General features: G+C 72.3%; 12 protein-coding genes and 1 riboswitch. Of the genes, 8 read left to right on the top strand and 4 right to left on the bottom strand.

Annotated elements, in window-relative coordinates; translation table 11 throughout:
- Positions 1–85: 85 nt before the first annotated feature.
- From ACWEQG_RS05535 to ACWEQG_RS05520, 4 genes are all read left to right on the top strand, one after another.
- The gene (locus tag ACWEQG_RS05535) at positions 86–1,024 is read left to right on the top strand and encodes a Bug family tripartite tricarboxylate transporter substrate binding protein (RefSeq protein ID WP_452281993.1); all 939 of its coding nucleotides are present in this window, start codon (positions 86–88) and stop codon (positions 1,022–1,024) included.
- 45 nt (positions 1,025–1,069) lie between these two features.
- Positions 1,070–1,297, top strand: a riboswitch (cobalamin riboswitch).
- 148 nt (positions 1,298–1,445) lie between these two features.
- Positions 1,446–3,683, top strand: coding sequence for a ribonucleoside-diphosphate reductase subunit alpha (locus tag ACWEQG_RS05530; RefSeq protein WP_452281991.1), 2,238 nt, complete (start codon positions 1,446–1,448; stop codon positions 3,681–3,683).
- Entirely contained in the window at positions 3,680–4,684 is a 1,005-nt protein-coding gene (locus tag ACWEQG_RS05525; protein ID WP_452281989.1) for a ribonucleotide-diphosphate reductase subunit beta, read from the top strand. The genes ACWEQG_RS05530 and ACWEQG_RS05525 overlap by 4 nt, the downstream gene beginning before the upstream one ends.
- A gap of 58 nt (positions 4,685–4,742) precedes the next feature.
- Positions 4,743–5,798 (top strand): mechanosensitive ion channel family protein, encoded by a 1,056-nt coding sequence (locus ACWEQG_RS05520; RefSeq protein WP_452281987.1) that lies wholly within the window; start codon positions 4,743–4,745, stop codon positions 5,796–5,798.
- 38 nt (positions 5,799–5,836) lie between these two features.
- Here ACWEQG_RS05520 and ACWEQG_RS05515 read toward each other — a convergent pair whose 3' ends face one another.
- Positions 5,837–7,405 (bottom strand): hypothetical protein, encoded by a 1,569-nt coding sequence (locus tag ACWEQG_RS05515; RefSeq protein WP_452281985.1) that lies wholly within the window; start codon positions 7,403–7,405, stop codon positions 5,837–5,839.
- Positions 7,406–7,483: 78 nt separating this feature from the next.
- Here ACWEQG_RS05515 and ACWEQG_RS05510 point away from each other — a divergent pair, with 78 nt between their 5' ends.
- Entirely contained in the window at positions 7,484–8,524 is a 1,041-nt protein-coding gene (locus ACWEQG_RS05510; protein ID WP_452281983.1) for a P1 family peptidase, read from the top strand.
- 28 nt (positions 8,525–8,552) lie between these two features.
- On the opposite strand, the gene ACWEQG_RS05505 is transcribed toward ACWEQG_RS05510, so the two are convergent.
- Positions 8,553–9,809, bottom strand: a complete 1,257-nt coding sequence (locus tag ACWEQG_RS05505; protein ID WP_452281981.1) for a DUF5685 family protein — start codon at positions 9,807–9,809, stop codon at positions 8,553–8,555.
- Positions 9,810–9,923: 114 nt separating this feature from the next.
- Between ACWEQG_RS05505 and ACWEQG_RS05500 the strand changes: the two genes are divergently transcribed.
- The 3 genes from ACWEQG_RS05500 (at position 9,924) to ACWEQG_RS05490 (ending at position 17,287) form a co-directional block, all read left to right on the top strand.
- On the top strand, positions 9,924–10,688 hold the full coding sequence (locus ACWEQG_RS05500; RefSeq protein WP_452281979.1) for an enoyl-CoA hydratase/isomerase family protein: 765 nt from the start codon (positions 9,924–9,926) through the stop codon (positions 10,686–10,688).
- A gap of 44 nt (positions 10,689–10,732) precedes the next feature.
- Complete coding sequence (locus ACWEQG_RS05495) at positions 10,733–11,323, top strand: Rv1733c family protein (protein ID WP_452281977.1); 591 nt, start codon at positions 10,733–10,735, stop codon at positions 11,321–11,323.
- A gap of 642 nt (positions 11,324–11,965) precedes the next feature.
- Entirely contained in the window at positions 11,966–17,287 is a 5,322-nt protein-coding gene (locus ACWEQG_RS05490) for a non-ribosomal peptide synthetase/MFS transporter (protein ID WP_452281975.1), read from the top strand.
- A gap of 12 nt (positions 17,288–17,299) precedes the next feature.
- Here ACWEQG_RS05490 and ACWEQG_RS05485 read toward each other — a convergent pair whose 3' ends face one another.
- Positions 17,300–18,151 carry a phosphotransferase enzyme family protein gene (locus ACWEQG_RS05485; protein ID WP_452281973.1) on the bottom strand — a complete coding sequence of 284 codons (852 nt, stop codon included), beginning with the start codon at positions 18,149–18,151 and terminating at the stop codon, positions 17,300–17,302.
- A 133-nt stretch (positions 18,152–18,284) separates the two neighbouring features.
- Entirely contained in the window at positions 18,285–19,592 is a 1,308-nt protein-coding gene (gene glgC, locus ACWEQG_RS05480) for a glucose-1-phosphate adenylyltransferase (protein ID WP_363473830.1), read from the bottom strand.
- Positions 19,593–19,594: the final 2 nt, after the last annotated feature.

The raw sequence follows: 19,594 nt of genomic DNA, 5'->3' as shown, positions 1-19,594 counted from the left end.
GCCCTAACGTCCGTTATGTGGTGACATGGTGTAGTTACTCATAGTCTGTGCGTGTAAGGGACTCTTCGGGTAGGAGGGTGCCGAAATGCGACGCCGTACGGTCCTCGCGCTGGGGGTTCTGGCCCTTGCGGGCGCGTGCGGCGTCCAGGCGCCGCCGCGCCGGTGGGGGGAGTTGTCCCTGACCGTCCCCCGTCCGCCGGGCGGGTGCGGGGACGGCGTCGCCGCCGGGTTCAAGGCCCTTGTCGAGGGCCGTGGCTGGGCCCGGGCCGTACGGATCAGGTGGGAGGCCGGCGGCGGGGCGGCCCTCGGCCGGCCCGCCGGGCCGCGGACCGGTCTGGTGGTCGCCGACTCCGCGCTGCTCGCCGCCTGTGCGCTGGCCCGCGACCCGCTCCTGGTCGCCAGGGCCGTCCCGCTCGCGCGGCTGGCGGGGGAGTGGGAGGTGCTCGTCGCCTCGCCCGGGTCGGGCTATCGCACGTTCGAGCAGTTCGCCGCCGCGCTGCTGCGTGACCCGGGCGGCCCCAAGGTGGCCGGCGGCGCCGACCGGGGTCCGGAGCACCTGCTGCTCGGCATGACCGCGCAGGGCCTGGGGGCCGACCCGCGGCTGCTCGACTACGTCGCGTTCGGCAGCAGGGCGCAGGCCGTCGCCGCGGTCCTCGACGGGCGGGTCGCGCTCGGGTTCGGCAGCAGACGTGAGGTCGCCCCGCACATCCGCGCCGGACGCCTGCGGCCGCTCGCCGTCTCCTCCGCCGAACGGCTGCCCGGGGTGGACGCGCCGACGCTGTCGGAGTCGGGCGTACGCGTCGTGTACGCCGACTGGACCGGGCTGGTCGCTCCGGTCGGCACGCCCGGGCAGGACGCCCTGCTCGACCTGTGCCGGGCCGTCACCGCCACCCGCGGGTGGCGGAGCCTGTGCGAACGCAACGACTGGACGCCGATGTGGCTCGACGGCGACGACTTCCGGCAATGGCTGAGCGGCGAGGCGCGCCGTGTGGCCCTGCTGCTCAATGATCTCGGACTCCGCTGAAAAGCACAACTTGTGGGGGCGGTTGCGAGAAGGGCCACAAGATGTAGGATCCATCGCGTCGCTGGTTCACCTTGGTGAGGCAAGAGGGAACCCGGTGTGAATCCGGGACTGCCCCGCAGCGGTGAGCGGGAACGACCGCCGTCACACAGCACCGCGCTGTGTACGAGCACTGGGCGCGAGCGCGCCCGGGAAGCGACGGCCAGTAGGACCGGCGGGCGCGAGCCCGGCCGGACGCCCGCGAGTCCGAAGACCTGCCGGTGACGCGCGCGCATGAGCGCGTGCCCCGCGCCGGGCCCCGAGGGAGGGCTCGCCGTCGGCCGTCACGGCACGGTGCCACCTGCTGGCCTCCCGTGCGCGTGCGCCGCGGCATGCCCCTCCTCCGGCCCGGCCGGGCCACGAGACGACGAGGAGAGGGCATCTGATGACGATCACCGACCCGGTCTCCGCGTCCGCGGACCCCGTGTCAGGGGAAGGCGGCGCGCGGGACGCGGCGGCCGTATGGCAGGCCATCGAGGAGGCGGCGGCCGGGGTCATCGCCGACCCGGAGAACTCGCGCCGGGCGGCCCGGCTGCTGAGCGGGCTGATCGCGGAGGAGGCGGCGGCCGAGGGGGTGCGGGCGTTCTCCGAGTCGGTCGCGGCCGCCCACGCCGCCGGGTTGCTGGGCGACGCCGTCGCCGCGTTCGTGGCCCGCGAGGCCGATGCGCTGGACCCGCTGGTCGACCCGGCGGCCGACGACCGGTTCGAGTACTTCGGGCTGCGCACGGTCTACGACCGCTACCTGCTGCGCCACCCGGTCACCCGGCGCGTGCTCGAACGCCCGCAGCACTTCCTGCTGCGGGTCGCCTGCGGCCTGTCGGACACGGTGGCCGAGGCGGCCGAGCTGTACGGCCTGATGTCCGCGCTGGCCTATCTGCCCAGCTCGCCGACGCTGTTCAACTCGGGCGCGCGCCGCCCGCAGTTGTCGTCGTGCTTCCTGCTCGACTCGCCCCGCGACGAGCTGGAGAGCATCTACGAGCGGTACGGCCAGGTGGCCCGGCTGTCGAAGTACTCCGGCGGCATCGGCGTCGCCTGGACGCGGGTGCGCTCGCGCGGCTCGCTGATCCGGGGCACCAACGGCCTTTCCAACGGCATCGTCCCCTGGCTGCGCACGCTCGACGCGTCGGTGGCGGCCGTCAACCAGGGCGGCAGGCGCAAGGGCGCCGCGTGCGTCTACCTGGAGACCTGGCACGCCGACATCGAGGAGTTCCTGGAGCTTCGCGACAACACGGGCGAGGAGTCGCGCCGCGCACACAACCTCAACCTGGCCAACTGGGTGCCCGACGAGTTCATGCGCCGGGTCGAGGCGGACGGCACGTGGTCGCTGTTCGACCCCAAGGAGACCCCCGAGCTGACCGACCTGTGGGGTGAGGCGTTCGACGTCCGCTACCGCGAGCTGGAGGCCGCCGGGCGATACGTCCGGCAGGTGCCGGCCCGCGCCCTGTACGCCCGGATGATGCGCACGCTCGCCCAGACCGGCAACGGCTGGATGACCTTCAAGGACGCCGCCAACCGCGCGTCCAACCAGACCGCGCTGCCCGGCAACGTCATCCACCTGTCCAACCTGTGCACCGAGATCCTGGAGGTCACCAGCGACGGCGAGACGGCCGTGTGCAACCTCGGCTCGGTCAACCTCGCGGCGCACCTGACCCCCGAGGGCGACACCGTCGACTTCGGCAGGCTGCGCGCCACGGTCCGCACCGCCGTACGGTTCCTGGACCGGACGATCGACCTCGGCTTCTACCCGACGCCGGAGGCGGAGGCGGCCAACCGGAAGTGGCGGCCGGTGGGGCTCGGCGTGATGGGCCTCGCCGACGTGTTCTTCGCGCTGCGCCTGCCGTTCGACTCGCCCGAGGCGCTCGCGCTGTCCACCCGCATCGCCGAGGAGATCGCGCTCGCGGCGTACGGCACCTCGGCCGACCTGGCCGTCGAGCGCGGGCGCCACCCGGCGTACGAGCAGACGCGGGCGGCCGGCGGCGTTCTGCACCCGGACCACTACCCGTGCTCCCCGGCGCACGCGCAGGAGTGGGCGGCGCTGCGCGACAGGATCGCGGAGACCGGGCTGCGCAACTCCCTGCTGGTCGCGATCGCGCCGACGGCCACGATCGCCTCGATCGCCGGCTGCTACGAGTGCGTCGAGCCGCAGGTGTCCAACGTCTTCAAGCGGGAGACGCTGTCGGGGGAGTTCCTCCAGGTCAACCGGTATCTCGTCCGCGACCTCCAGTCGCTGGGCCTGTGGACGCGGTCCATGCGCGACGCGATCAAGCTCAACGACGGCTCGATCCAGGACATCCCCGCCATCCCGGAGGAGCTCAGGACGCTCTACCGCACCGCGTGGGAGCTTCCCCAGAAGGCGCTGATCGACATGGCCGCCGCGCGGCAGCCGTACATCGACCAGTCGCAGTCCCTCAACCTCTTCATGGCGGCCCCCACCATCGGCAAGCTCTCCTCGATGTACGCCTACGCCTGGCGCTCGGGCCTGAAGACCACCTACTACCTGCGCTCCCGTCCGGCGACGAGGATCGCCCAGACGACCGTGCCCGCGGTCGCCCCGGCCGTGCCCGATGAAGGGGCCGTCGCCTGCTCCCTGGAAAACCCCGAGATCTGCGAGGCATGCCAATGAGAACGATGCTGCTCGACCCGGGCATGGACCTGACCCTGCGCCCGATGCGCTACCCCGGGTTTTACGAGAGGTACCGCGCGGCGATCAGGAACACCTGGACGGTCGAGGAGGTGGACCTCGGCTCCGACCTCGCCGACCTCGCGACCCTCGACGAGGGGGAGCGGCACCTGATCAACCGGCTCGTGGCGTTCTTCGCGACCGGCGACTCGATCGTGGCCAACAACCTGGTGCTGAACCTCTACCAGCACGTGAACGCCCCCGAGGCGCGGCTCTACCTGAGCCGCCAGCTGTTCGAGGAGGCGGTGCACGTCCAGTTCTACCTGACCCTGCTGGACACCTACCTGCCCGACCACGACGAGCGGGTCAAGGCGTTCGCCGCGGTCGAGCACATCCCGTCGATTCGCGACAAGGCCGAGTTCTGCTTCCGCTGGATCGACTCGATCAGCGAGCTGAGCCGGCTGGAGAGCCGGGAGGACCGGCGGGCCTTCCTGCTCAACCTCATCTGCTTCGCCGCCTGCATCGAGGGACTGTTCTTCTACGGCGCCTTCGCGTACGTCTACTGGTTCCGCTCGCGCGGCCTGCTCGGGGGCCTGGCGACCGGCACCAACTGGGTGTTCCGCGACGAGTCGATGCACATGGAGTTCGCCTTCGACGTGGTGGACACCGTACGCCGCGAGGAGCCGGACCTGTTCGACGACGAGCTGGCGGCCCGGGTGACGCGGATGCTGGAGGAGGCGGTCGCCGCCGAGCTCGCCTTCGCCCGCGACCTGTGCGGCGACGGGCACGGCGTGATGAGCGCCGCCAACATGCGGTGCTACCTGGAGTACGTCGCCGACCGCAGGCTCGCCCGGCTCGGCCTGCCCGTCCGGTACGGCACGGACAACCCCTTCCCGTTCATGGAGTTCCAGGACGTGCAGGAGCTGGCGAACTTCTTCGAGCGCCGGGTCTCGGCCTACCAGGTGGCCGTCGAGGGCGACGTCAGCTTCGACGAGGCCTTCTGATCCGCCTGTTTCTGATCTGTCTGTTTTCGGCGCTCCCATAAGGGGCAAAGGGAACCCCATGACGACGACAGGGGGCGCCGTCACAGCGGCAGCGTGGAACTGGGCGACCTTGGCGATCGCCGTGACCGCCGCGATCGTCGCGGTGGAACTGGTCCGGCGGGTGCTGAAATCACGCCTCATAGGGGAGCGATGGGCGCTCGCCGGGCCGTTCGCGCGCCGGTGCACCTGGCCGGGTTTCGCCTCGGCCGTGGTGGGGACCGTCAAGGCCGCCTACGACCCGGACATGCCCGGGTCGGACTCGCGCGGCTTCCAGCAGATCCTCTCACTGCTGCTGATCGCCTGCGTGACCTGGCTGCTGATCCAGGCGGCGTACGCGGTGACCGACGTCGTCCTCGACCGGCTCACGCGGGTCGAGGGCGAGCGCAACCGCCGCGCCCGGCGCATCCGCACCCAGATCGCGCTGGTGCGCAGGGTGTCGGCGGCGGTGGTCGTGGTGCTCGCGCTGGGGGCGATGCTGTTCACGTTCCCGCAGGTGCGAGCCCTGGGCGCGGGGCTGCTCGCCTCCGCGGGGATCGCCGGGGTGGTGGGCGGCATCGCGGCCCAGTCGACGCTCGGCAACATGCTGGCCGGGCTGCAACTGGCGTTCAGCGACGCGCTGCGGCTCGACGACGTGGTCGTGGTGGAGGACGAGTGGGGCCGCATCGAGGAGCTGACGCTCACCTACGTGGCGCTGCGCCTGTGGGACGAGCGGCGGCTCATCCTGCCCGTGTCCTACTTCACCGCCAACCCCTTCGAGAACTGGACGCGTCACGAGAGCCGCATCCTCGGCAGCGTGTACCTCCGCGTGGACTGGTCGATCCCCGTCGAGGAGATCCGCACCGAGCTCTACCGGGCACTGCGGGAGAACCCGCTGTGGGACCAGAAGGACTGGACCCTGCAGGTCACCGACATCACCCCGGAGGGGCTGGTCGAGCTGCGCGCGCTGATGAGCGCGGCCGACTCGGCGAGCGCCTTCGACCTGCGCTGCGACATCCGGGAGCACCTGGTGAAGTTCGTCCGCGAGAAGTACCCCGAGAGCCTGCCCCGCCTGCGCCTCGAGACCACGGCTCGCTGAGCGTCTCGTCCGGCCGCTCGAACCGGGCCGGCGGGGTGTCAGGGGGTGCTGGACGGGCGCAGGAGCCTGCTCGCGCCCGCGATGAGCGCGGTCGCGAGGATCCATCCGGCCGCGACCAGCCCGTTGGCCAGCCACTGGGTCCATCCGGCCGGCTCCCAGGCGCCCCGCTGCTCGAACACGCTCACCGGCACGAGCAGGTCGAGCGTGTAGACGAACGCGTTGAAGTGGCGCGACTCGTCCAGCCCGATCTGGTGCGGCGGCCACTGGCTGAAGATGGCCGTGCCCGTCGCGAGGAGCAGCGCGGCCCACAGGCCGGCGAGCCAGGGGCGGTAGCCGTACCCGACGAGCCCGTCGAGCAGGCGGCCCCACAGCCGCCCGGGCAGCCGCAGCGTCCGCCGCCGCGCCCGCTGCCGGGCCAGCAGCACCCGGCGCGCGTCCGGCTCGTGCCCGATACGGCGGCAGTAGGCCGCCAGCTGCTCGTACGGCTGGGGCAGGTAGCCTTCGGGGTCGCGCCGCAACCAGGAGAGCCGGTCCGCGAGGGTCGCGGGCCCGCGCAGCGACTCGTACGTCAGCCCGCTGAGCCGGACGTGGCCCGGATAGCTCTCCGGGTGGTCGAACAGCACCCCAAGACGGGAGTAGCCGAGGTTGACCTCGCCCTCGATCGACTCGGGCAGCAGGATGAGCTCGTCGGCCTGCATGTGGCTCAGGTGCAGCACCCGGCCCGGCGCCCGCAGTACCGCGCCGTGGAACGACAGGACCCCGCCGATGCGCGCGCCGCGCAGCCGTACGGTGCCGTCGGCGGTGAAGCCCGCGCCGAGCTCGGCCGCGGCGGCCTGCAGGTGATCGGCGTGGACGGCGGGGGTGCCGTCCACCGTGACGACGGCGCCCTGGAGGTAGAGCCCGCTGGAGAAGCGCGCGCCGATCAGCCGCAGCCCGCCGGTGGCCCGTAGGTCGCGCAGGAAGGCGCTGCCGTCCACCACGAGCCCGCCGGCCCACAGCGCGACCGACTCCCAGGTCCTCGGCTCCTCCGACCCCTCCGGCCCGTTCCAGCCGCCCAGCTCCCACGGGGCCGCCGCCGGCGCCCGGTACGGCATGGCGCCGGGGGTGCCCAGCCGGGTGCCGGAGAGGCGGAGCTGCCCGGTCACGTGGGCGTTGTCCAGGCGTACCCCCGCGTGGACGACCGATCCGTCGAGGTCGAGGAGCCCGTCGACCGTGGCCCGGCTGGCGCGGAAGTGGAGGACGTCGCAGCGCCGCAGCCGTACGCCCCTGGTCTTGGCGTCGGCGAGCGAGACCGTCCCGGCGATGTGGCAGTCGAGCAGGTGGACCTTCGTCTCGATCGTGGCGTCGGACAGGTTGAGGTCGCCGGCGATCCGGGCCCCGGCGAGCCGGACACCCGGCACCGAGGACGATCCGCCGGCGGTCCGGTCGAGCACCAGAGCGGAGATCACCTCGGCGCGGACCAGGCGGGAGCGGCCCCACGAGCCGCCGGACGAGGAGTCCGTCTCCCGGCCATGGCGGAGGTCGACCCAGGCGCCGGTGGGGTAGGCGTCCCACAGGCGTCGCTCGGCGGGGGTGAGCCGGCGGAAGGGGGGCCGTGATCTTCCCATGGGCCGACGATATCGCCGATCTTCGAAGGACCGGCCCGCGTACCCGCGGAGAGCGTGACACCGGGGAAGAGGAGCGCCATGGACAAGCATCCGAACGGGCGCGCGCGGGCGCGCTCGCTGGGCGTCGTCGTCGGCGCGTCGCCGACGGGGCCGCTGAACGCGATCACCGACGTCGACGGGGTCCTGGTGGGTCACACCACGATCGACGACGGCGCCGACCTCCACACCGGGGTCACCGCGGTCGTCCCCCACCAGCTGATCGCCGGGCGCCGGGGGCTGCCCGCGGCCGTCTACACCGGCAACGGGTACGGCAAGCTGGTCGGCTCGACCCAGGTCGACGAGCTCGGCGTGCTGGAGTCACCCGTCGTCCTGACCGCCACGTTGTCGGTGTTCCGGGCCGCCGACGCGCTGCTCACCTATCTCATGGACCGCCGCCCGGACGGGCTCTCCTTCAACCCCCTCGTGGGGGAGACCAACGACGGCCTCCTGTCCGACATCCGGCGCCGCCCGGTCACCGAACGGCACGTTCTGGACGCGCTGGAGGGAGCGTCCGGCGGGCTGCCCGGGGAGGGATGCGTGGGGGCGGGGACCGGGACGACGGCCCTGGGGTTCAAGGCCGGCATCGGCACCTCCTCCCGGCGGCAGGTGGTGGACGGGGCCGAGGTCACCGTCGGCGTGCTCGTCCAGGCCAACTTCGGCGGTGTGCTGACCGTCCGCGGTGTCCCGATGCCCGTCGGCGAACTCGTCCCGGGGGCCGTTCAGCACGTGCAGGCCGGCGGCTCCTGCATGATCGTGGTGGCCACCGACGCGCCGCTCGACGCGCGCCGGCTCGGCCGTCTCGCCCGCCGGGCGGTCTTCGCGATGGGCCGTGTGGGCGCGTCGTACTCCAACGGCAGCGGCGACTACGCGATCGCCTTCACCACGGCGCCGCCGCGGCTCCCGCCCGTGCCCGACGAGGCGCTGGACCCCGTCTTCGCCGGGGTCATGGACGCGGTCGAGGAGGCACTGCTCAACTCCCTGTTCACCGCGACCACGACCACCGGTTTCCGCGGCCGGACGAGCCACGCCGTCCCCCACGACCGGCTCCCGGGCGCGGGCGGCCGGACCACGCCCGCGTGAGCGCCGCCGTCACAGCCACGCGGAGCGGCTAGGAGCCGCAGTCGCAGCAGCAGCCGTCCCCGCAGCAGCAGCCGTCCCCGGAGCAGCAGTCGGAGCACGCCGAGCAGGCGTCGCAGCATCCCGAGCAGTCGGGGCAGCAGTCGCACCGGTCGCAGAAGCAGCGTTCGTGGCACGGCGCGTCCCGGTAGGTGCTCCACGGGGGGCGGTAGAGCCCGCAGGTCAGGAAGATCGCCGCTCCGGCGGCGGCCGTCAGCGCGATCCCCGGGGGCACGCGGGGCGGCTGCCCGGGCTGCCCGGGGGGTTCCGGCGGCCCGTCGGGCGGGGCGTCGGGCGGGGAGTGCGACGGTGCCGTGGGGGACTCGCCGGCCGGCGCGCGGCGCGTCGCGCAGGCGGAGCCGTGGGCGCGCGTCCCGAACGCCCGGTCGACGGCACGCCGGGTCTCGCCGCACAGCAGCGCCTCGACCAGGTGCCGCTCCTCCAGATCGAGGTCGCGTACGGCGAGGCGCAGCCCGTGCAGCGCCTCCTCGCACACGCGCCGCGCCTGCGCCGGGGAGGTGCCGGTCGCGTCGAGGGGGTTGTACGCCCCGCGCGCCCGGTCCTCGGCGAGGTCCTCCACCGCGTCGATCACGTGCGCGATCCGGCCGAAGAAGCGCCCGGCCTCGCGCAGGTTCTCGGCGTTGCCCGGCCGGTCCGCGAGCACGGCCGTGTGCGCGAAGGCCGCGGCCACGGCGGTCTCAGTGGGCTCGGTGACCTCCAGCAGGGCGCGTCCGGGGGACGCCTCCAGCAGTGCCTGGCGGGCGGAGACCTCGGCCAGGACGGTCGTGTCGAAGCCGATCGACTCCGCGCCGCGCCGGGCGGCGGAGGCCCAGGCGGCGGCCGTCGCGCGCATCGGGACGCCGGCCACGCGCCGGGCCGCGATCCCGTCGCCGTCGGACGCGTGGTCGCGGATCTTTCCGGCGGCGAGGGCCAGCGAGACCACGGCGGCCAGGCGGGCGCCCCCGTCGTCCGACCGCACCACCTCCGCGGAGCGGAAGCCGCGCAGCGCGCAGGGCCCGGCGGTCCGCCGGTTCGGCCCTGTCCGGGCCGGTGATCGGGCCCCTGATCGGGCCCCTGATTGAGCCTCGGTCAGCACGGAGAGGATGAGGCCGTCGTAGTTGGTCGCCATGCGGGCCAACTGCCCGTGCCGGTCCCGCAACGTCAGGCAGAGTCCGCACAGGTGCGCGCGCCAGGCTTCGTGGACGGACGGGCAGGAGTGGCGGGCACACGGCCGGAGGATCCCGAACACCCAGAGACTCCTTGGGGGTCATGCGTACGGGATCATCCCGTTGCGCGGCGATTATGCCATCAGGGGCCGGGACCCTGCCGGAGGAGCCGTGCGGGCGGCCTGCACAATCGAGGAATGGAAGTTACCGACGGGTTCGAACTGACCCTAGAGGAGCACGTCGCCACTCTCACCCTGAACCGTCCCGCCACGCGCAACGCCGTGACGGCCGCCATGTGGCGGGCCCTGCCGGGCATCCTGGCGGATCTCGCCGCGGACCCGAAGGTACGCGTCCTCGTCCTTACCGGAGCCGGGGGAACTTTCTGTTCTGGTGCCGATATTTCAGAAATTCATGAGCTTGGGGATAACGACGATGACACCGGTCTTACCGTTGTCGCGGAGCACGCGTTGGTGACCTTTCCCAAACCCGTGATCGCGATGATCGAGGGATACTGCGTCGGCGGCGGATGCCAGCTCGCGCTCGCCTGCGACCTGCGCGTCGCGGCGGCCGGGGCCCGCTTCGGCGTCACCCCGGCCAAGCTCGGGATCGTCTACCCGCTCAGCTCCACGCGGCGGCTCGCGGAGATCGCCGGGCCCGCCACGGCGAAGCTCCTGCTCTTCTCGGCCGAGCTCATCACCGCAGATCACGCCTTGCGCACCGGCCTCGTCGACGAGGTGCGCCCACCGGAGGAGCTGCGCGAGCGCGTGTACGGCCTGGCGGCCACGATGGCCGGCAGGTCGCGGCTCACGCTGACGGCCGCCAAGCAGATCATCGACGGCCGGGCCGGGGAGGCCGAGGTGCGCGCCTGGCAGCGGGAGGCACGGGAGAGCGGCGAATTGGCCGAAGGTGTCCGGGCATATCGGGAGGGGCGTTCCCCTGGATTCTCTTGGGATGCAAAATAGGCATAAACGGGACTCGCAGTGGTAATGACCCTGTGAGGTGTGAGATGTCGCAGAATCTAATCGCCAGGTTCGCCCGATGGCTGGGCCTAGACAGGAATCCGCTTCGGCGCCGGTGTGACCGGGTCGAAGCGGTGGTCCGGCTTGCCGCGGTGCTGGGAGTCGTGGTCGCGATCGTGCTCGGCGTGATGCTCGGCATCCGCGAGTACGGCAAGGGCCTGAGGACCGAGGCCCAGCAGGCGCGCGACCGGCATCAGGTCGTCGCCACGCTGACGGGCGATGTGACGGCGCCCCGGCTGTCGGTGGCCGGAGCGGCGGTCGGGCACGCCCAGGCCGCCTGGACGGCCCCCGACGGTACGGCGAAGGCCGGGGTCGTCGAGGTCCCACCCAGCAGGCGGGCGGGCGAGACGGTGCGCATCTGGACCGACGACAAAGGCGTGATCGCCCCCCGGCCACAGGACCGCGAGACCACGGTGGTCGCCGCGCTGACCGTCGGCACGGGCGTGCCGCTGGCCGCCGCCGCGATCCTCGCGCTGCTGGTCACCTGCACCCGCCTGGTCAACCAGCGCCGGGCACGCGGTGTGTGGGAGGCCCAGTGGACCGTGGTCGAGCCCATGTGGCGCATCAACGGCCGCTGAGCGCGCCCCACTTACCAGGGCCCATGACGCAGGGCCCATGACGCAGGGCCCATGACGCAGGGCCCACGAGCGACGCGACGCTTCGTGACGCCGCGGCAGGCGCACGTGATCACCGCGGGTGACGTGGATGCCGGCCGGGTCTTCGGGCCGCCTCGACGGTGCCCGAGCGGCCGCCGGCGCTCATCGCCCCGATCGTGATCACCGGTCGCATCTCCACCGCCTGCGGCGCGGTCGCGCCGGCCGCCCGCGACACCACCCGCCAGACCCCCGAAGAGACCCGTGCCGAGCCCCGGCGTTCAGCGGTTGCCGCGCAGGCGCCGACGGGCCTGGTCCACGGTCGTCGAACTCGGCCGAGGTCAGAGAGCGGGCTCGTATCCCTCCCACTCCCGCACAGGGGTCTCAGCGGCCGGGCCGGAGCCTCGCCGGATGAAAGTTTCAGCGACAACACCTGTGGCGAGCGCCGATCGTCACCGAAACCACTGCGACCACCACCATCCACGCCCGGACACGGTGCCGTGGCCGTACGGTGACGGATACCGCCTAGATCGCCAAACGGGGCCTATGTGAATAAAGCCGAAAATCACGATCGTCTCCCTGCCTGCGTGACTTGTCCGCGTGTACGCCATCGAAGGGCCGTGTCACATGTCTGTGGCTGACCTGTCAGACGCCAAGCGAGAACTGCTCCGACGCAGGTTGCGGGCCCGCTCCGCACGCGATCCCATTCCCCGGCGTCCGGAGGGCGTCGAGCCCCCGATGTCCCCGGCCCAGGAGCCGCTGTGGTTCATGGAGCAGTTCACGCCGGGCACCACCACCTACACGCTGGTACTCGCCGTACGGTTACGCGAGCCGCTGGACGAGGACCGGCTGGCGCGCGCGCTCGCCGCGCTGCCGGTCCGGCACGAGGGCCTGCGTCAGCGGTTCCCGGCGAACGAGGAGGGCAGGCCCGCCGTCCACGTCGTGGACACCACGGAAGTGCCGCTGAACCGAACCACGGCGGTCACGGACGAGGAGGCGATCGCGCTCATCGGCGCCGAGACCGCCATCCCGCTGGACCTCGACCGGGGTCCGCTGCTCAAGTGCGTCGTCGTCAGCAAGGGCGAGGACGAGCACATCGTCGCCCTGCTGGTGCACCACATCGTGGCCGACGGCCAGTCGCTGCACCTGCTCATGCGCGACCTGCTCGCGCTCTGCCGCGGCGAGGAGCCGCCCGCGCCCGCCGTACGCTTCGGCGACGTCGCCGCGTGGCAGCGTGAGCGGTCTCCCGACCGCGAGCTGGACTACTGGCGCGGGGAGCTGGCCGGGCTGCCGCGCCTCGAACTCCTCACGGACCGGCCCCGTCCGGCGCTTCAGACACTCGACGGCGCGACCCACGTACGCTCCCTCGCGCCGGATCTGATGGACGGCATCGCCGCGCTGAGCCGGGACCACGGCGCGAGCACGTTCATGACCCTGCTGGCCGCCTACCAGGTCCTGCTCTCCCGGCTGACCGGTCAGGACGACTTCGCCGTCGGCGTGCCGGTGGCCGGGCGGAACAGACCGGAGTTCGAGGACATCGTGGGCATGTTCGTCAACGTGCTGGCGATACGGGCCCGGCTGGACGGCGAGCCCACGTTCGCCGAGCTGCTCGCCCGGACCAGGGGTACGGTCCTCGCCGCGCTCGACCACGAGGAACTGCCCTTCGCCCAGCTCGTCGACGCCCTCGGCGTGCCGCGGGACACCAGCAGGCCGCCCCTGATCGACACGATCGCCACGATGCACGAGTTCGCCCCCGGCGACGGGATCGAGGTCCTCGCGCTGACCCCCACGTCGACCAGGCACGACGTGGAGCTGTACGCCGTGCCCACCGACGAGGGGGGCCTGCACTGCGCGTTCACCTACCGGCCCGAGCTGTTCCGCGAGAGCACGATCGCCCGGATGGCCGGGCAGTTCGAGGACCTGCTGCGCGCGATCGTGCGCGACCCGCACGTCCCGATCAGCCGGCTGCCGCTGACGGGCGACGAGGCGCTGATCGCCGGTTGGAACGCGACCGGCGCGGACTACCCGGACGCGGCCACCCTGCACGGCCTGATCGAGGAGCAGGTGGCCCGCACCCCCGAGGCCGTCGCGGTGACCTTCGCCGGGCAGTCGTGGACGTACCGGCAGCTCGACGAGCGGGCCAACCGGATCGCGCACCGCCTCGTGGGGCTCGGCGTGGAGCTGGGCGGTCTGGTCGCGGTCTGCGCCGAACGCTCGCTCGACCTGGTCGCCGCACTGCTCGGCGTGCTCAAGAGCGGCGCGGCGTACGTGCCGCTCGACCCCGGCTACCCCGCCGACCGGCTGGCGTTCATGCTGTCGGACTCGGGCGCGCCCGTCGTGCTGACCCAGCAGGACCTGGCCGAGCGGCTGGCCACCGGCGGCGCCGTCATCCTGCCGCTCGACCTGGACGCCGTATGGGACGGGCTGCCGGCGACCGCACCCGAGGTGAGGGGCGGGACCGGCACGGCCGCGTACATGATCTACACCTCCGGCTCCACCGGCCGGCCGAAGGGCGTGCCCAACAGCCACCGCGGCATCGTCAACCGGCTCGACTGGATGCAGAAACGCTTCCGGCTCACCGACGCCGACGTGGTGTTGCAGAAGACACCGGCCGGGTTCGACGTCTCGGTGTGGGAGTTCTTCTGGCCGCTGCTCACCGGGGCGCGGCTCGTGCTGGCCGAGCCGGGAGGCCACCGCGACCCCGCGTACCTGCGTGACCTGATCAACACCGAGCGGGTCACCGTCCTGCATTTCGTGCCGTCCATGCTCGGCGCGTTCCTCGCCGAAGAGGGTGTGGAGACCTGCACCTCGCCGCGCGTCATCGTGTGCAGCGGGGAGGAACTGCCCGTCGACCTGGCCGAGCGCTGCCTGCGCACGCTCCCGGCCGAACTGCACAACCTGTACGGCCCCACCGAGGCGGCCGTCGACGTCTCCGCCTGGCAGTGCACGCCGTCCGCGCTGGCGGGCCGGGTGAGGGTGCCGATCGGCTCGCCCATCCAGAACATCACGCTGCACGTGCTCGACCGCCACGGCGAGCCCGTGCCCGTGGGGGTGCCCGGCGAGCTGTACATCGGCGGCGTGGGCGTCGCGCTCGGCTACCACGCCCGCCCGGAGCTGACCGCCGAGCGGTTCGCCGGAGGCCGCTACCGCACCGGCGACGCGGCCCGCTGGCTGCCGGACGGCACGATCGAGTTCCTCGGCCGCCTCGACGGCCAGGTCAAGCTGCGCGGCCTGCGCATCGAGCTCGGCGAGATCGAGGCGGTGCTCCGCGAGAAGGCCGGTGTGCGGGACGCCGCGGTGATCGTGCGCGAGGACGTGCCCGGCGACCCTCGGCTGGTCGCCTACCTCACGGGCGACGCCGTGCCCGAGCCGGCACAGGTGCGCGCGGCGATCAGGGGCACGCTGCCGGAGTACATGCTGCCGTCGATGTTCGTCCTGCTCGACGCCCTTCCGCTCACGCCGAACGGCAAGCTCGACCGGGCCGCCCTGCCCGTCCCGCAAGTCCAGGCCGACGTGCCGTACGCCGAGCCGGAGACCGAGACCGAGCGGGCCGTCGCGGCCGTCTGGGCCGACGTGCTGGCGGCCGAGCGGATCGGGGCCGACGACGACTTCTTCGATCTCGGCGGCCACTCGCTGCTCGCCGTCCAGGTCGTCGCGAAGCTCCGCAGGGCGCTCCCCGCCGGGTCGGCGCAGGTGGGGCTGGTGGACATCTTCACCTACCGGACCGTGCGCGAACTGGCGGCCTACGCCGGGTCCGGCGAGGACGGCCCGCGCCCCCTGCTCCAGCGGCTCACCCCGGCTCGTACGGCGAGCGTCACCTATGTGTGCGTGCCGTACGGGTCGGGCAGCGCCGTGGTCTACCAGCCGCTGGCCGACGCACTGCCGGCCGACCAGGCACTGTACGCGCTCGCGATCCCCGGCCACGACGTGGGCCTGGACGAGGAGCCGATGGAGTTCGCCGAGCTGGCCGCCCGCGCCACCGAGGAGATCCTGGCCATCGAGGGTCCCCTGGTGATCTACGGCCACTGCGGGGTCGGCGCCGCGCTCGCGGTCGAGCTGGCCGCCAGGGCCGAGGCGGCGGGCCGTGCGGTGGACGCCGTCTACGTCGGGGCGATCTTCCCGTTCGCCCGGCCGCGCGGGCTCATGCGGGCGCTGTCGCGAATCGGGGAGTTCGACCGCCTGCGCAGCAGCCAGACCGACATCAACCGTCTCAAGGCCCGTGGGGTGGACCTCGAGGAGCTCGATCCCGGCGTGGCCGACCGCATCGTTCGTACGATGCGTCACGACTCCAAGGCCGCGGAGAAGTACTTCACCGGGCTGTTCGACGCGCCGGACCGGCCACGGTTGCGCGCTCCGATCATCTCGGTGATCGGCGAGCGCGACCCCGCCACCGACTTCTACGAGGAGCGCTACCGCGAGTGGGGCTTCCTCACCGAGGTCACGGCGCTCGTCGTGCTGGACGAGGGAGGCCACTACTTCCTGCGCTACCGCGCGGAGGAACTGGCCGCCGCCCTGCGCACCCACACCCACATGGAGGTCTCCGACCGCTCGGGCGACCCCTCGTGGTGGGTGCAGGCGGTCTCGCGCGGGTCCGCCCCGCCCGGGTCCGATAAGCAGGGGGTGCGGCCCAGCATGGGCCGCTTCCTCACGATCTCCGCCGGGCAGCAGCTCTCGATGATCGGCTCGGCGCTCACCGGGTGGGCCCTGCCGCTGACCGTCCTCATGGATTCCGGCTCGATCGGGCAGTTCTCCACGCTGGCCGTGCTCAACCTGGCCGGGCTGCTGATCTCCCCGCTGGCCGGGGCGATCGTGGACCGGGCGGACCGGCGGCGTGTGATGTTGTTCGCCGACTGCGCCTCGGCCGGGATCCAGGCCGTGCTGGCCGGGCTGCTCCTCTTCGGCGACATACGGATCTGGCAGATCTACCTGCTGATCGTCAGCCTGTCGATGGCGTCGAGCTTCCAGCGGCTGGCCTATCAGTCGGCGGTGCCGCAGCTCGTCCCCAAGCACTATCTCGGTCACGCCATCGGCGTCACCCAGATGACCAACGGTGTCGCGCAGCTCGTCGTCCCCCTCGTCGCGGCCGGGTTGCTGGCCTGGATCGGGCTCGGCGGCATCGTGGCGATCGACATGGCGAGTTACGCGTTCGCCATCGTCACGGTGCTGCTGGTCCGCTTCCCCGACACGCTGCCCTGGCGGCCGCGCGAGCCGCTGAGCACGGAGATCGCCAAGGGCTTCACGTACACGTGGCACGACCGGGGCCTGCGCTCGACGCTGGTGTTCTTCGCCGTGCTCAACGTGTTCCTGTCCCCGCTGCTCCTGCTGGTCTCGCCGCTGGTGCTCTCCTTCGCCACGCTCAAGGACGTCAGCGTGATCTCGCTGGTGTCGGGGCTCGGCGTCATGCTCGGCGGGCTGACCATGTCGCTGTGGGGCGGCCCGCGCCGCGGGCGGTTCCGCGGTGTGCTGGCCTTCGCCGTGGCCATCGCGGCAGGCGGCGTCGTCACCGGCCTCGCCCCGTCGCTTGTCGTGGTCGGCGTGGGGGCGTTCGCGCTGAGCTACTTCCTCACGCTGATGAACGGCATCTACGTCACGATCGTGCAGATCAAGGTGCCCGCGCGGTTCCATGGGCGGGTCTTCGCGCTCAACACGCTGCTCGCCTGGTCGACGCTGCCCGTCGGCATCGGCCTGGTCGCCCCGCTCGGCACCGCGCTGTTCGATCCGATGCTGGCCCCGGGAGGGGCGCTCGCCTCGACCGTGGGCGCACTGATCGGGGTGGGCCCCGGCCGTGGGATCGCCTTCCTCTATCTGGTGTGCGCGCTGGGCATGCTCCTCGTGGCGGCCGGCGCCCTGCGGGTGCGGCGGCTGGCCCGCCTCGACACCGAGATGCCGGACGCGCTGCCGGACGACCTCGTCGGGGTCGAGGCCATCCAGCATCGCGCCGCCGCCTAGGGTCGTGTCTCTCTAGAGGCGCCGGGTCAGCGCGTCGAGGTTGGCCTCGACCCAGCGGAGCCGGGCGAGCGTGCCGGTGGGCTCGTTTCGCCCGGCTCCGTCGAGGAAGGCCAGATAGCCGCGCACCCAGCCGCCGAAGACCCAGGGTTCCGCGGGGATGTCGCCGCCGGCTTTGCGGTAGCCGTACACGGCGGCGTCGAATCGGTCGACGTCGACGCTCCCGTCGAGCCGGGCCGCCCAGTCGAGGGCCATGCCCGCGGCCTCCTGCTCGGCGACGTACGGACCGGCGGTGTCCCAGTCGATGATCGCCAGGCTGCCGTCGAACCGGAGCAGGGCGTTCTTCGGGTGCAGGTCGCCGTGGGACATGGTCAGGGTGCCCACGCCGGCCGGTCGCGCGGTCGCGGCCGCGAGGCCGGCCGGTCCGGACGCCGGTTCCTCGGCCGGGTGGCCGGAAGGGTCCGCCCGCGGTGGTTCCTGCGGAGCGATGTCGCGACCGGCCATGTGAACGGCGGCCACCAGCTCGCCCATCGCGGCCGACAGCTCGGGGCTGAGATCGTCGAGGGCGGGCGCCTTCCCGTCGAGCCAGCGGTGCACCCGGACCGAGCCGTCCCCGATGGGGACCACGTACGCTCCTGTCGCGGGCGACGGGACCGGCTCGGGCACCGGGATGCCCGCCCGCCAGGCGGAGATCTCGATCTCCACGGCGGGCGCGGCCGACGGCGGCAGCCGCTTCACGGCGTACGCGCCGGTGATCGTGTCGAGCCGCCACACCTCGTTGTGGTAGTAGCCGGCCACCCGCAGTCCCTGCGTCACCGCCAGGCCGAGGCCGAACGCATCACAAACCGCGCTGATATCGAGATCCATCCACACATTTTGCCGCGCTCCGGGAGGATGCGGGAAAGGCCGGGCCGCCTGCCCGCAGCCCACGACCGGCACAGGGCGGACGACACAGGGCGGACGGCGCAGGGCGGACGGCGCAGGGCGGACGGGCCGCGGCTCAGCGGTCGATGATCTCGTTCTTCCCGATGACGACGACACCGCTGCGGGTCACCGCGAACCGCTGGCGGTCGTACTCCAGGTCGAAGCCGATCCGGGCGCCGTCGGGGATCACCACGTTCTTGTCGATGATGGCCTTGCGGACGATCGCGCCCCTGCCGACCTTGACCGAGCCCATCAGCACCGAGTCCTCGACGTGCGAGTGGGAGTGCAGCACCACGCCGGGGGACAGGATCGAGCGCAACGCCGTGCCGCCCGACACGATGACCCCGGGCGACACGAGCGACTCCAGCGCGTGCCCCACCCGGTCGCCCTCGTTGTGCACGAACTTCGCCGGCGGCAGCGGGTCGTTGCCCGTGTAGATCGGCCACCGGTCGTTGTAGAGGTTGAAGACCGGCTGCACCGAGATGAGGTCCATGTTGGCCTCGTAGTAGGCGTCGAGCGTCCCCACGTCGCGCCAGTAGCCCCGGTCGCGCTCGGTGGAGCCGGGCACCACGTTGTCCGCGAAGTCGTACACCTCGGCGCCGCCGCTCTTGACGAACATCGGGATGATGTTGCCGCCGAGGTCGTGCTTGCTGCTGGGGTCGAGGGCGTCCTCGCGCAGGGCCTCGATGAGCGCCTGGGTCTTGAAGACGTAGTTGCCCATCGAGGCGAAGATCTGGTCGGGCGCGTCGGGCAGCCCCACCGCGTCCTTCGGCTTCTCGCGGAACGCGACGATCCGGCGGCCCGAGGGGTCGGCCTCGATGACCCCGAACTGGTCGGCCAGTTCGAGGGGCTGGCGGATCGCCGCGACGGTCACGTCCGCGCCCGAGGCGACGTGCTGGTCGACCATCTGGCGGGGATCCATCCGGTAGATGTGGTCCGCGCCGAAGACGATCACGTGGTCGGGCATCTCGTCGTAGATCAGGTTCAGGTTCTGGAACAGCGCGTCTGCCGATCCGGCGAACCAGCGCGGCCCGAGCCGCTGCTGCGCGGGCACCGGGGTCACGTAGTTGCCGAGCATCGACGACAGCCGCCACGTCCGGGAGATGTGCCGGTCCAGGCTGTGGTTCTTGTACTGCGTCAGCACCACGATCTGCCAGTAGTGCGCGTTGGCCAGATTCGACAACACGAAGTCGATGAGCCGGTAGATACCCCCGAAGGGCACGGCGGGCTTGGCCCGGTCCGCGGTCAGCGGCATCAGCCGCTTGCCCTCACCACCAGCGAGCACGATCGCCAGGACCTTCATAGGCAGGACCTTAACCCGCGAAATGGCTAACAAACACCAGGGACACCGGCAAACGGTGCGGATCGGGGACTCTAAGCTCACTC

The organism is Microbispora sp. NPDC004025 (assembly GCF_053604425.1).
Note: the sequence above shows the minus strand (reverse complement) of the source record. Positions and strands in the feature narration are given on the sequence as shown.